This window comes from Erythrobacter sp. SG61-1L, from assembly GCF_001305965.1.
Taxonomy (GTDB): Bacteria; Pseudomonadota; Alphaproteobacteria; order Sphingomonadales; family Sphingomonadaceae; genus Andeanibacterium.
This window is the reverse complement of sequence record NZ_JXQC01000003.1, coordinates 2753478-2766882: the sequence shown is the minus strand read 5'-3', so window position 1 is coordinate 2766882 and position 13405 is coordinate 2753478. Positions and strand designations below refer to the sequence as shown.

The window sequence follows — 13405 nt, the reverse complement described above, 5'->3', positions numbered from 1 at the left end:
GCCGGGGCTGTGCCCAGCCTGAAATCCGCGCCGGCTTAGCCTGCGAGGTGCAGCTTGGGGCCACCTTCATCGTCCGGCCCTTCGCCAGCGGGCGTGGCGCCCTTGGCCTGGCCCGGAATGCGGTGCGAGAAGCGGCCATCCACTTGCGCGCCCTGTTCGATGGTCAGCGCATCGTAATGCACGTCACCTTCGATACGGGCAGTGCGCAGCACCACCAGCTCGCGGGCATGGATCGATCCGGTCACGCGGCCGGCAAGACGCGCGGTTTCGGCTTCGATCGACCCTTCGATCACGCTCGATTCGCCCTGCACCAGCGATGCGCAGGCAATATCGCCTTCCACTCGCCCGTCCACATGCAGGTCGGCGCTGGCGCTGATGTCGCCCTTGATGCTGACGTCGCCGCCGATCACGGAAAAGGTCGCACTGCCGGTCATGGTCGTCCTACCTTGCGGCTTGGCCGCTGCGGGCCGCGGCTGTTCCGCGGGCTTCTTCGAGAACATGGGGCGCAGCCTCCAGGAAGGGGCGCGGGTTCACCGCGCGATCATTGATACGCACCTCGAAATGGAGGTGCGGGCCGGTCGAACGCCCGGAACTGCCGATGGCGCCGATCACATCGCCTGCCGCAACCTGCTGCCCCACGCGGGTGCGGAAAGCAGACATGTGAGCATAGCGAGTCATCAGACCATTGCCATGGCTGATTTCCACTACCCTGCCGTAACCGGCCTTCTGGCCGACAAAGCTGACGCGGCCCTTGGCGGCGGCGTGGATAGGGGAACCGTAACCGGCGCGGAAATCCAGCCCGGCATGCATGGCGCCATGGCCCGTAAAGGGATCGCGGCGATAGCCGAAACCGGACGAAATCGACCATTCGGCAGCCGGCAGATATTGGGGAATCCCCTGCAGGCTGTCCTCCAGCGCTTCCATACGGGCAAGGCTCAGGCCCATGCGCTCGAAGCGGGGGTCCATCCCGCCGCCACGCCGGGTGGAAAGCAGTTCCAGCGGGCCGCCCTGTGCCCGCTGGGCAGAGCGCAGCATGGCTTCGGGATTGAGGCCCAGCTTGCGCATCGCGGCTGCCGCGCGGGCGGAACGCTGATCGGCGTAGAGAGTCAGTTTCTCGGCAAAGGCGATCTGGCGTGCCTCGATCTTGGCAAGGCCTGCCGCCTCGGGAATCGCGACGCTGACTTTCTTCACGGTTTCAGCGGCTTCCTTGGAGGAATCGCTTACCGTGTCCTTGTCGGTCACCTTGATGTCGTCCAGCACGCCGTCCAGCGTCTGTTCGATGAATTCCTGCCGCCGCTTCAGTTCGTCGGCGGTTTCGTTGAGGTTCTCGCGATAGGCCGCCACGCGGCTTTCGGCAGATTCGACCTTCGCCTCGCGTTCCAGCATGGCCAGCCGGTCTCGCTGCGAAATGAACTGGCTTACGGCCACGCTCACCATTGTCACGGCCCAGAACAGCAGGGCGAAAGCAACTGCCCCCGCTGCGGCCATCTGGACGCGCGAGGAGAGCTTGATGAAGCGAACCTGGCCCTGGGACCGCATGAAAAATTCGCGGTCCGGGAACCAGGCCTTCAGCCTTTCCCGCAGTTTTGCGGCATCCGCCCTGATCAAGTTGACGACCCCAATACACGGTCCAGAACCGGACTGTTTCGGTATGGGCAGGCTGCTTACAGCGCTGCCGGTAAGCGTCTATCGCGGGAGGGGGGGTGAGGGGCAGGCCGGTGGAGTCGTGCGATGAATCGTTTTGTCGTATAGCGATTCCACCGGAGAATCGGAAAACCGCCGGTTAACCACCCTTTTGACTCCTGCGAATCGCCCATCCGAGTCGCTGGTTTTGCTTTCGGCAAAAATCCTGTCGAATCGAGATTCGGTGACAATCCGTTCCGCCGGTGCTAGGGCGCGCGCCCATGGCTACTCAGCACGATACCGACGCCCAATGCACCGACCTGGTTGAGCGGCTTGCCCGCTCTGGCCGCGCGGCGCAGCGCGTGCTGGCGAGGAAGAGTGACGCGGAGAAATCCGCCGCGCTCAAGCTCGCCGCCGCTGCCCTGCGCGCGGCCGGGCCAGAAGTGCTGGAGGCCAATGCGCGCGACTTTGCCGCAGGCGAGGCCCGGGGCCTGACCGGCGCCATGCTCGACCGGCTGAAGCTCGATCCGGCGCGGCTTGAAGGTATCGCCGCGGCCGTGGAAGCCGTGGCGGACCTGCCCGACCCTGTCGGCCAGGTGATCGACCGTTCCGTGCCCGCCAACGGCCTTGAACTGTCGCGAGTGCGCATTCCTATCGGCCTGATCGGCATCATCTATGAAAGCCGCCCCAATGTGACGGCAGACGCGGCCGCCCTGTGCGTGCGCGCGGGCAATGCCGTGCTGCTGCGCGGCGGCAGCGAAGCGGTCAATTCCAACCGCGCCATTCACGCCGCGCTGGCCAAAGGCCTGGAAGAAGGTGGAATTCCTGCGGAAGTGATGCAGCTTATGCCCACGCAGGACCGTGCCGCCGTGGGCGCCATGCTGCGTGCGGCAGGCCTGATCGACATGATCGTGCCGCGTGGTGGCAAGAGCCTTGTCGCCCGCGTGCAGGACGAAGCACGCGTCCCTGTGCTCGCCCATCTGGATGGCATCTGCCACACCTACATCCATTCTTCCGCCGATCCGGAAATGGCCCGCACCGTGGCGCTCAACGCCAAGATGCGCCGCACCGGCATTTGCGGGTCGATGGAGACCCTTCTGATCGACGCGAATTTCCCTGCCGGGTCCGATGTGGTCGGCGCGCTGATCGATGCTGGCTGCGAATTGCGTGGTGACGGGCGCGCCCGTGCACTCGATCCGCGTATCGGCATTGCCAGCGCCAATGATTGGGACACCGAATATCTCGACGCGATCCTGTCGGTCGCCGTGGTGGACGGTCTGGACGCTGCGCTGGATCACATTGCGCGCCATTCCTCCGGCCATACCGATGCGATCCTCGCGTCGGATGAGGCAGTGGCGGAACGCTTCCTCAACGAAGTCGACAGTGCCATCGTGATGGTCAATGCCTCCACCCAGTTTGCCGATGGCGGCGAATTCGGGCTGGGTGCGGAAATCGGCATCGCTACCGGCCGCCTGCATGCACGCGGTCCGGTCGCCCTCGAAGGGTTGACCACGTACAAGTGGGTGGCACGCGGCAAGGGCCAGACAAGGCCCTGATCCGATGCGGAAGGCTTCGGTGCCGCTTGACGGCACCGGGCCTGCCCCGCATCACCTCCCACCAGTTGGGAGGAGCCAGCCATGCGTTACAATCGCCTCGGCAATTCGGGTCTCGTCGTGTCGGAGCTGTGCCTCGGCGCGATGACTTTCGGCAATCGGCCGAGCCGATTTTTTGCCCATGAGCTGGATCAGCACGGCGCAACCGCGCTGGTGAAGCAGGCCGTGGAATCGGGGATCAACTTCATCGATACGGCCAATGTCTACACGCAAGGCCAGTCGGAAGAATTCGTCGGCGGGGCGCTGAAGGCGCTGGGCATTGCGCGGCAGGAAATCGTGATTGCCACCAAGGGCATGGGCCCGATGGGGCAAGGGCCGAACGACGCGGGCATGAGCGCGAAGCATTTGCTGCACCACGTGGATGAAAGCCTCGCCCGGCTGGGCCTCGATCATGTCGATCTCTACCAGATCCACGGCTGGGATCCGTTGACCCCGATGGAAGAGGCTTTGCGTGCCCTTGAGGACATCGTGCGTTCCGGCAGGGCGCGTTATGTCGGCGTTTCGAACTGGGCGGCGTGGCAGATCGTGAAGGCGCTGGGCATTGCCGAACGGCGCGGGTGGGACAAATTCGTCTCGCTTCAGGCGCATTACACAGTTGCCTCGCGCGATCTGGAACGCGAACTCGGCCCCATGCTGGCCAGCGAAAGCCTGGGCCTGCTGGTGTGGAGCCCGCTGGCAGGGGGGCTGCTGAGCGGGAAATATGCCTTTGCCGAGGATGGCACGACACAGGGCGAGGGCCGCAGGGCCAAGCTGGATTTCCCGCGGGTGGACAAGGCCCGCGCCGCAGCGCTGGTGGAGGCGATGCGCCCCATGGCCGATGCGCGCGGGCTGACCGTGCCGGCCATCGCGCTGGCCTGGCTGTTGCACCAGCCCGTCGTCAGCAGCGTGATCGTCGGCGCAAAAAGGGCGGACCAGCTGGCCGAGAATATCGCCGCCAGCGAGGTGGAGCTTACCGCTGGGGAACTGGCTATTCTTGGCGAACTCGGCGCGCTGGAGCTGGAATATCCCGGCTGGGCCATCGGGATGCAGACCGGCACCAATTCCCAGCGAATCTCTCCCCGGCGGGAGCCGCGATGACGCGTGCCTATCCGCTTACCGGGCTATTGGGAGGCAGCTTCAATCCTGCCCATCGCGGACACCGCCGCGTAAGCCTGTTCGCGCTGGAGGCGCTGGGGCTGGACGATCTGTGGTGGCTCGTCTCGCCGGGCAATCCGCTCAAGCCCGATGCGGGCATGGCGCCGCTCTCCAAGCGGGTGAAATCGGCGCAAAAGGCCGCGCGCGGCGCGCCGATCCGGGTGACAGCGATCGAGCGGGAACTGGGCACGCGATTCACCGTGGACACGCTGAAAGCATTGAAGCGCCGCTATCCCCGCCGCCGATTCCTGTGGCTGATGGGGGCGGATAATCTGGCCCAGTTTCACCGCTGGAAAGACTGGCGCGGCATTGCCCGGGAAATGCCGATTGCGGTAATCGCCCGCCCCGGCTATGATGCTGCCGCCTTCGCGAGCCCCGCGATGGCCTGGCTCAGGCGCTTCCGGGTACCTGCCGCCAGTTTGAGAAACCGGGGTGAATGGAGCGCACCGGCGCTGATAGAATTGCGTTTCGATCCTGATCCGCGTTCGGCGACACAGATACGCCGCGCAGATCCTGACTGGGCCCGCCGCTTTACGGGCGCGCCCCCACGGGATCAGGTGACGCATTGTCTCATTCAAGACCGTTCAGGGGAGGAGCGCGCATGAGGCGCACGCCTCCCTTTGCGTTCTTTTCCCCCAGATGGAGCACTATACGCTGCGATGAACCAGGCGCAGACTTCGCCGGCCAGTACCGGCATTTCCAAGGCCAGTCCCCTTCCCGCCACAGGCGGCAAGGTGGCTAGCGAGGCCGAAAGGCTTCATGCCCTCATCCTCCAGTCGCTGGACGATGATCAGGCGCAGGACGTGATCTCGATTCCCCTCGAAGGGAAATCGAGCATTGCCGATCACATGGTGATCGCATCGGGCCGTTCGACCCGCCAGGTGGCCGCCATGGCCCAGAAGCTGGCCGAACGCGTCAAGGAAGCGGGCTTCGGCTCCTCCCGGATCGAAGGTCTTCCGGCCGCCGACTGGGTGCTGATCGACGCGGGCGACGTGGTGGTGCATCTGTTCCGCCCCGAAGTGCGCAGCTTCTACAATCTCGAGCGCATGTGGGCGTTCGGAGACGCGCCGCCGGTTGCAGCCGGGCAAGCCTGACCTGTAAGGCGGGCGCGGGAGGGTTCCATGCGCCTGCACGTTATTGCCAGAGGGAAGATCGGGCGTTCGCCCGAGGCAGACCTTGTCGCGCGCTATGAAAAGCGCATCCAGTGGCCCCTGAAGCTGACCGAGCTTCCGGAGACCGGCGGGAACATTCCCGAACCGCTCACCCCGTGCCGTACCGTGCTGCTGGATGAGCGCGGCAAGCAGCTTTCGTCGGAAGAATTCGCCGCCCTGTTGGGCCGCTGGCGCGACGATGGCGTGCGTGAAACGCGCTTCGTGCTGGGCGCGGCGGACGGGCATGGCGAAGCCGCGCGCGAAGGGGCGGACCTGCTGTTCGCTTTCGGCAAGGCCACCTGGCCTCATCTGCTGGCGCGGGCGATGCTGATGGAACAGCTCTTCCGCGCGACCTCCATCCTTGCAGGCCATCCCTATCATCGGGCAGGCTAGCGTCATGCGAATGCGCGCACGCCTTGTCCTTGTCCCGCTGCTGCTGGCGGCCCTGCTTTCGGCGGGGGCTTCGGCCCAGCGCGATGCAGGCTTTGCCAGCGTGGACGAGACCCGGCAGGCAATCAGTCGCGCGCTGAAGGACCGTCAATCGGCAGAGGCGCGGGCGAAAGTGCTGGAAGGCGAGGCTGCCCGCGCGGGAGAGGCAGTGGAGAAGACCACCCGTCAGGCAGCAGCCCTTGCCGCCCGTATCCAGGAATCGGAAGCTACCATCGCAGCGGCAGAGGCGAGGCTCTCCCTGATTGACGGGCAGCGCCGGGCGCTGGCTGCGCGGCTGGCTCAGCGCCAGAAGCCGGTGGTGCGGCTAACCGCTGCGCTGCAGCGCTTTTCCCGCCGTCCGCTTGCCCTGTCGGTCATGCGTCCCGGCTCGGTGAAGGAAATGGTCTATCTGCGCGCCATGCTTGGCTCCACCGTGCCCGAAGTGCAGCACCGTACTGCGGCCCTTCGGGGCGAGCTGGCGCGCGGCAAAGCCCTGCAACGGCAGGCGGAACGGGCATTGGCCGATCTGCGCCAGAATGAAGGCCTGCTCGAATCGCGGCGCAAGGAACTGGCCGCGCTTGAAACCCGCCAGCGGCTCGATGCGCGCCGGGCGAGCGGGGATGCCGCGCGAGAGGCGGAGCGGGCGCTTGCGCTGGCAGAGGAAGCACGCGATCTCGATACGCTGGTGGCAACGCTGGATGCGGCGGGGAATCTGCGCGAGCAGCTTGCCGCATTGTCCGGCCCGATCATCCGTCCGCCGCGCCCGGAAGAATCACGCGTCGTCTCGCAGGAAACGCAGGCCGCCACGGCCGTGCGTGCGCCCGTGGGCTATCAGCTTCCGGTGGCAGGCCGCACTGTCACGGGGTTCGGCGCGCCCACATCGGGCGGCGCGCTGACGCAGGGCCTTACGCTGGCCCCGCGCGCGGGTGCACAGGTAGTGGCCCCGGCGGCGGGCCGCGTGGTCTTTGCCGGGCCCTATCGCGGATATGGCCGGATCGCGATTATCGAACATGAAGGCGGCTGGACCACGCTGGTAACAGGCATGGCGCGGGTGGACGTTGCCGTGGGCCAGCAATTGGTGGGCGGCGCGCCGCTGGGCATTGCCGGGCCGACCCGCCCGCTCATCACGCTGGAATTGCGGCGTGAAGGCACGCCGGTCAATCCGCTGGAATTCCTTGGTTAGGCCTGCCCTGCACGGAATTTCGCTTCCCGCGCCCTCATCTGGCGTTAAGCTGCCGCGCGCGATACAAGCGCGCCGAAATGTGCCGGTCGCACAAGTGTTCAAGGTGCCATTGAGATGAAATTCGTCCAGCTTTTCCGATCCGCCGCGCTGGTTACGGCGGTGGCACTGATTCCGGCAACCACGGCCGGGCTTGCGCAGGTGGAAGGCCGTGCGGCACCTGAATTCGGAAAGCTCTTTGCAGTCTATCAGCGGATCAAGGCATTCTATGTCGATCCGGTGGATGACGATGTGCTGATCAAGGGCGCGCTTGACGGGATGCTGAGCGCGCTCGACCCGCATTCTGCCTATCTCGAAGGGGAAGCCCTGAATCGCCTCGATACGCTGATCGACGGCAATTATCAGGGCCTCGGCATTTCGGTCGGGATGGACGATGGCGCGGTGAAGATCATCTCGCCGATGAAGGGCAGCCCGGCGGAAAAGGCCGGCCTCAAGGCGGGCGATTTCATCACTCATATCGACGGCAAGCTGATCTACGGCCAGACGCTGGACGAGGCCGTGGCCCAGATGCGCGGCCCTGCAGATACCAGCGTGCGGCTGACCATCTTCCGCGCTGGCCGCGAGGAACCGTTCGACGTGACCGTGACGCGCGGCGTCATCGAGCTGGAGCCGGTGACCTACAAGCTGGAAGATGGCGCCATCGGCGTGATTTCGGTGAACGAATTTTCGAAGGATGTCGGCAATGATGTGCGCGCGGCGATTGCTGCCCTGCGCGAGGAAGCCGGCGGCCGGATCAGCGGGCTGGTGCTGGATCTGCGGTCCAACCCCGGCGGCTCGCTGGACGAGGCTGTCGCCCTGTCGGACCTGTTCCTGACCAAGGGCCAGATCGTATCCCAGCGCGGACGCAACAAGAAAGAGGACATCTCCTTCGATGCGGAAACCGTGTTCCCCGGCGATATTGCGCCCAAGCTGCCGATGATCGTGCTGATCGATGTCGGTTCGGCCTCGGCGTCCGAAATCGTTGCCGGCGCGCTGCAGGATCAGCACCGCGCGCTGATCATGGGTGAAACCAGCTTCGGCAAGGGCAGCGTTCAGACGCTGCTGAAGCTGACGTCCGACAGTGCGATCAAGCTGACCACCGCGCGGTATTACACGCCGTCGGGCCGTTCGGTGCAGGAAGGCGGGATCGAGCCGGACATCCGTGTGCCGCAGCTTTCCGATCCCGATGCCGCCAAGCGCGCCAAATTCGCCCTGCGCGAATCCGATCTGCGCAAGCACCTGATCAACGAGGTGGATCTGGACGACAAGCAGCTCGAAAAGGACAAGGAAGTCGATCCGCGTTTCAAGATGACGCCGGAAGAACTGGAAGAAAAGGGCATCAAGGACTTCCAGCTCTATTACGCGCTCTCCACCCTGCGCCGCACTACGGGCAGCGCCATGGCGCTGCGGCCGTAACGCGAAGAAGGGGGCGATTGCGATGGCGACCGGCAAATCTCTCACCCAGGCACATGCGCTTGCGCTGGGCGTGCCCGTGGCCCTGCTGGCCGGGGCCTATATCTCCGAATATGGCTTCGGCCTCTACCCTTGCGAAATGTGCTGGTGGCAGCGTTACGCCCATTTCGCGGCGGTGGTGCTGGGGCTGCTGGCCTTCGTCCTGCCGCCCAAGCGGCTCTGGGTCGGGCTGACCGCGCTGGCCGTGCTCGTTTCCGGCCTGATCGGCGCCTATCACGCGGGTGTGGAATATGGCTGGTGGGAAGGCTTCACCACCTGTTCCTCGATCTCGTCGGGCGGGGCCGATCCGCTGGATGCGATCATGTCCGCGCCGATCATCCGCTGCGATGTGGCGCAATGGGAACTGTTCGGCATCTCGCTGGCAGGTTACAACTTCCTGATCTCCACGGCCGGGGCCCTGCTTGCTCTGGCGCTGCTGCGCAGGAAGGCGTGATGGCCGACACCAAACGCATGATCCGGGTCGATCAGGCCGGCGAATATGGCGCCACGCGCATCTATGCCGGGCAGCTTGCCGTTTTGGGCGAGCGCGGGCCGCACGCCACCGAAATCCGCGCCATGGCCGCGCAGGAGGACGATCACCTTGCCCGGTTCAATGCCATGCTGGCCGAAAGGGGCGTGCGCCCTACTGCGCTGCAGCCCTTCTGGTCGGTTGCCGGTTTCGCGCTGGGCGCGGCAACCGCACTGATCGGGCCGGAAGCGGCGATGGCCTGCACCGCCGCGGTGGAAGAAGAGATTGACCGTCATTACACCAGCCAGTTGGAAGAACTGGCGCGGGACGGCGAAGACCCGGAACTGGCCGCGGTGATCGAGGATTTCCGCGAGGACGAGCGCGAACATCGCGATGCCGCCCTCGCCGCCGGGGCTGAGCGTGCGCCCGCCTATCCGCTGCTGTCCGGCGCGATCCGGCTGGGCTGCAAGCTGGCCATTCGCCTGTCGGAACGGATCTGAAGCAAAGGCTGCGGGGCTTGCAGCCGTTATTGCTTCAGATCATGTTCACTGCGGATCATGCCCTGTAAGGGCGAACGAGATTTGCCTGCGGCCGTGCCGCATCGGAGAGACACGATGAAACGCCTTAGCCTTGCCGTCCTCGCAGTTCCGTCCGTGCTGTTCGCCGGTTCTGCCCCCGCCTTCGCGCAGGTCGGTCCGATCGAGGTAGCGGGCGAAACCGTAAATCAGCTGATCGTCTATGGGGATGATCCCTGCCCGGCCTCCAGCGGCAATGAAATCGTGGTTTGCGCCCGCAAGGCGGAAAGCGAACGCTATCGCATTCCCGAAGCCCTGCGGCAGAGCGAATCGCCCGCCAACGAAGCATGGGCCAATCGGGTGGAAGCCTATGAGACCGTGGGCGCCTTCGGCACCATGTCTTGCTCCCCCTCTGGCTATGGCGGCTGGACCGGCTGTACCTCGCAGCTGATCGATGCGGCCTACAAGGAAAAGCATGGCAGTTCCGACATTCGCTTCAGCCAGCTGATCGAGGAAGAACGCGCCAAGCGGCTTGAAACGATCGATGCAGATGCCGCCGCAGAACAGGCGCGGGTCGAACAGATCGAAAAGGAATATGAGGCGCGCCTGAAGGCTGAGCGCGACGCTCCGCTGCCCGGCGAGGAACCTGCCGCCGCTACGCCGCAGGGCGGCCAGTAAGGCGCGAGCCCAGGCCTCTCGAAAAAGCGGGCCTTAACCATTGAAGCGCTAAGGGGCGGGCCATGTCTGGCACGCAACGCATCCTCACTGTCTTCGGCACCCGGCCAGAGGCGATCAAGCTCTTCCCCCTGATCCACGCGCTGGCGGCGGACAGCCGCTTCGTCTCGCGCGTCTGCGTCACGGGGCAGCACCGCGGGATGCTGGATCAGGTGCTGGAAATCGCGCGGCTCTCGCCCGAATACGATCTGGACCTGATGCAGCCGGACCAGACGCTGGATTCGCTCACCGCAGCGCTGCTCACCGAAATCGGCAAGGTGCTCGATGCGGAAAAGCCGCGCTGGGTGGTGGTGCAGGGCGATACGGCCACGGCCATGGCGGGCGCGCTGGCCGCCTATTACCGCAAGATTCCCGTCTGCCACGTGGAAGCCGGGCTGCGCAGCGGCAATATCCATCATCCCTGGCCGGAAGAGGTCAATCGCAAGATCATCGGCACGATCGCGGCGCTGCACTGCGCCCCCACCGAGACATCCGCGAAGGCACTGCTGGCGGAAAATGTCGATCCGGCAACAGTGCATGTCACCGGCAATACGGTGATCGATGCACTGTACTGGATCACCCGCCGGATCGAGGCAGAGCCGGAGCTGGCGAGTGGCCTTGCCGAACTGGAACAGCGCTTTGCCGGCAAGAAGATCATCGGCGTCACCAGCCACCGGCGCGAGAATTTCGGCGCGGGCATGATGAACATCGCCGAAGCGATCCGCCGGATCGCCGCGCGCGATGATGTGGCGGTGATCTATCCCGTCCATCTCAACCCCAATGTCCGCACGGTGATGCAGGGCGAACTGGCCGGGCTGGACAATGTCGCGCTGATCGAACCGCTGGATTATCCGCATTTCGCCCGGCTGATCGGCCTTTCCTATCTGATGCTGACCGATAGCGGCGGCGTGCAGGAAGAAGCGCCGGCCCTGGGCAAGCCCGTGCTGGTCATGCGCGAGACGACCGAACGGCCCGAAGGGGTAGAGGCCGGCACCGCCAAGCTGGTGGGCACCGATACGAACAGGATCGTGGCCGAAACCTTCCGCCTGCTGGACGATCCGATTGCCTATGGCGCCATGGCGCGGGCGCATAATCCCTTCGGTGACGGCAAGAGCGCGCAGCGCATCGTGGACCTGCTGGCCGCGCGCGGCTGAGGGGTAGTGGGAACGGTGCGCAAGGGCATCGTTACCTCTATCTTTACCCTTCCGGCGCAAAGGATTTCCCCGTCTAGTGAGGGAATCCGCATGCGTTCGAGTGAAGCTCCTGCAGTCTGCATGGTTGGCCTGGGATATATCGGCCTGCCCACAGCCGCAGTGATCGCGCGATCCGGCATGAAAGTGCTGGGCGTCGATATTTCCGAAAAGGTCGTCGAAACGATCAACCGCGGCGAAATCCATATCGAGGAAGTCGATCTGGATGCGCTGGTGCAGGCCGTGGTGCGCAACGGGATGCTGCGGGCGTCCACTGCTGTCGAACCTGCGGATGTTTTCGTGATCGCCGTGCCGACACCCTTCGAGAAGGACGGGCGCCACACGCCGGATATTTCCTATGTGCTGGCCGCCACGCGGCAGGTCGCGAAAGTGCTGAAGCCGGGCGACACAGTGATTCTCGAATCGACCTCGCCCGTCGGCACGACCGAGCAGATGCGCGACGTGATCGCCGCGGAACGGCCTGACCTGAAGCTGCCGGGCCTTGTGCAGGGCAAGGCGGATATCGCCATGGCCTATTGCCCGGAACGTGTGCTGCCGGGGAAGATCCTGGTCGAACTGATTCATAATGACCGGTCCATCGGCGGCCTGACGCCCGAATGCGCGGAGAAGGCGGCGGCATTCTACCAGCGCTTCGTGCGCGGCGAATGCATCACCACCGATGCGCGCAGCGCGGAAATGACCAAGCTGGTCGAAAACGCCTATCGCGACATCAACATCGCCTTCGCCAATGAACTTTCCATCGTCGCCGACGCAATGGGGCTGGATGTGTGGGAAGTGATCCGGCTGGCCAATCGCCATCCGCGCGTGAACATCCTGCAGCCCGGCCCGGGCGTGGGCGGGCATTGCATCGCGGTGGACCCGTGGTTCATCGTCCATGGCGCGCGTGAACAGACACCCCTGATCCAGACGGCGCGCGGGGTGAATGACGGCAAGATCCGCCACGTGATCGCACGCGCTTCGGCTTTGGTGGATGCCGCGCCGGGCGAAAAGGTCGCCTGCCTCGGCCTCGCCTTCAAGGCGAATATCGACGATTTCCGCGAAAGCCCGGCCCGGCTCGTCTCGGCTACGCTGGCGCGCAAATATGGCTCGCGCATCCATGTGGTGGAACCGCATACGCCGGAACTGCCGATCGAATATCAGGGCACCGGCGCCACCAAGGTCGATCTGGAAACCGCGCTCGCCACATGCGGCGTGCTGATCGTGCTGGTGGACCACGATGCGTTCAAGAATGTCCCGCTGGAAAAGCGCATCGGCAAGCGGGTTTACGATACGCGCGGCATCTGGCCCGATCAGCCGGATCCGTTCGCGGCAGCGGAAGAACAGCCCGAGCGGCTGGCGGGTTGATCCCCTTCGTCATTGCGAGGGGCAACGCCCCGCAGCAATCCGGGGCGTAACACGTCAGGCCATGATTGCTTCGCTATGCTCGCAATGACGAGCCACGCCAAACAGTGGCGAGCAAGCGCTAACCGCCCGGGAAGCGTTCGAATTCCGGCAATTCGCCCAGCATCGTCATCCAGGGCAGCCGCTCGGCGCATTGGATATGGGCGCCCGGAACCAGCCTGGCCGTATCGTCCAGCGTGGCGGACTGGATATCCACCAGCCCCGGCATCACGGCTTCGTTGCGATAGAACAGGCCAGTGCCGCAAAGGGGGCAGAACTGGCGCAGGGCGCCGTTCTTGCCTTCATAAGTCGAAAGCTCGCCCGAAAGCAGGTGCAACTGGCTTTCCTTCACGGCGAGCCATGCCACCATCGGCGCACCCGCCGAAGCGCGGCAATCCGCGCAATGACACAATGCGTGATGCACCGGATCGCCTTCGATTGCGTATCTCACTGTGCCGCACTGGCACCCGCCCTGACGCATGACTTGTCTCCCTC

15 protein-coding genes are annotated in these 13405 nt (G+C 65.0%); 12 read left to right on the top strand and 3 right to left on the bottom strand.

Features of this window, described 5'->3' with window-relative positions:
• Positions 1-35: 35 nt before the first annotated feature.
• Positions 36-434 carry a polymer-forming cytoskeletal protein gene (locus SZ64_RS13545; protein ID WP_054531314.1) on the bottom strand — a complete coding sequence of 133 codons (399 nt, stop codon included), beginning with the start codon at positions 432-434 and terminating at the stop codon, positions 36-38.
• 7 nt (positions 435-441) lie between these two features.
• Entirely contained in the window at positions 442-1608 is a 1167-nt protein-coding gene (locus tag SZ64_RS13540; protein WP_347230263.1) for a M23 family metallopeptidase, read from the bottom strand.
• Between the two features lie 296 nt (positions 1609-1904).
• Between SZ64_RS13540 and SZ64_RS13535 the strand changes: the two genes are divergently transcribed.
• The 12 genes from SZ64_RS13535 to wecC all read left to right on the top strand — a co-directional run bounded on the left by SZ64_RS13535 (position 1905) and on the right by wecC (position 12874).
• Positions 1905-3179, top strand: a complete 1275-nt coding sequence (locus SZ64_RS13535) for a glutamate-5-semialdehyde dehydrogenase (protein WP_054531313.1) — start codon at positions 1905-1907, stop codon at positions 3177-3179.
• A gap of 81 nt (positions 3180-3260) precedes the next feature.
• Positions 3261-4313: an aldo/keto reductase gene (locus SZ64_RS13530; RefSeq protein WP_054531312.1), complete on the top strand. Its 1053-nt coding sequence runs from the start codon at positions 3261-3263 to the stop codon at positions 4311-4313.
• Positions 4310-4975, top strand: a complete 666-nt coding sequence (locus tag SZ64_RS13525; RefSeq protein ID WP_054531311.1) for a nicotinate-nucleotide adenylyltransferase — start codon at positions 4310-4312, stop codon at positions 4973-4975. Before SZ64_RS13530 ends, SZ64_RS13525 begins: the two co-directional genes overlap by 4 nt.
• Positions 4976-5029: 54 nt before the next feature.
• Positions 5030-5464 (top strand): ribosome silencing factor, encoded by a 435-nt coding sequence (rsfS, locus tag SZ64_RS13520; protein WP_054531310.1) that lies wholly within the window; start codon positions 5030-5032, stop codon positions 5462-5464.
• Between the two features lie 27 nt (positions 5465-5491).
• Positions 5492-5914 (top strand): 23S rRNA (pseudouridine(1915)-N(3))-methyltransferase RlmH, encoded by a 423-nt coding sequence (locus SZ64_RS13515; protein WP_054531309.1) that lies wholly within the window; start codon positions 5492-5494, stop codon positions 5912-5914.
• A 4-nt stretch (positions 5915-5918) separates the two neighbouring features.
• On the top strand, positions 5919-7133 hold the full coding sequence (locus tag SZ64_RS13510; protein WP_054531308.1) for a peptidoglycan DD-metalloendopeptidase family protein: 1215 nt from the start codon (positions 5919-5921) through the stop codon (positions 7131-7133).
• Between the two features lie 114 nt (positions 7134-7247).
• Complete coding sequence (locus tag SZ64_RS13505) at positions 7248-8585, top strand: S41 family peptidase (protein ID WP_054531307.1); 1338 nt, start codon at positions 7248-7250, stop codon at positions 8583-8585.
• Between the two features lie 22 nt (positions 8586-8607).
• A complete protein-coding gene (locus SZ64_RS13500; RefSeq protein WP_054531306.1) occupies positions 8608-9075 on the top strand; it encodes a disulfide bond formation protein B in 468 nt (155 codons plus the stop codon).
• Positions 9075-9590, top strand: a complete 516-nt coding sequence (locus SZ64_RS13495) for a demethoxyubiquinone hydroxylase family protein (RefSeq protein ID WP_054531305.1) — start codon at positions 9075-9077, stop codon at positions 9588-9590. The genes SZ64_RS13500 and SZ64_RS13495 overlap by 1 nt, the downstream gene beginning before the upstream one ends.
• Positions 9591-9704: 114 nt before the next feature.
• A complete protein-coding gene (locus SZ64_RS13490) occupies positions 9705-10283 on the top strand; it encodes a hypothetical protein (protein ID WP_054531304.1) in 579 nt (192 codons plus the stop codon).
• Positions 10284-10345: 62 nt separating this feature from the next.
• Complete coding sequence (gene wecB, locus SZ64_RS13485) at positions 10346-11473, top strand: UDP-N-acetylglucosamine 2-epimerase (non-hydrolyzing) (RefSeq protein ID WP_054531303.1); 1128 nt, start codon at positions 10346-10348, stop codon at positions 11471-11473.
• 90 nt (positions 11474-11563) lie between these two features.
• A complete protein-coding gene (gene wecC / locus SZ64_RS13480; RefSeq protein ID WP_054531302.1) occupies positions 11564-12874 on the top strand; it encodes a UDP-N-acetyl-D-mannosamine dehydrogenase in 1311 nt (436 codons plus the stop codon).
• A 118-nt stretch (positions 12875-12992) separates the two neighbouring features.
• On the opposite strand, the gene SZ64_RS13475 is transcribed toward wecC, so the two are convergent.
• Positions 12993-13361, bottom strand: a complete 369-nt coding sequence (locus SZ64_RS13475; protein ID WP_347230262.1) for a GFA family protein — start codon at positions 13359-13361, stop codon at positions 12993-12995.
• Between the last annotated feature and the right edge of the window lie 44 nt (positions 13362-13405).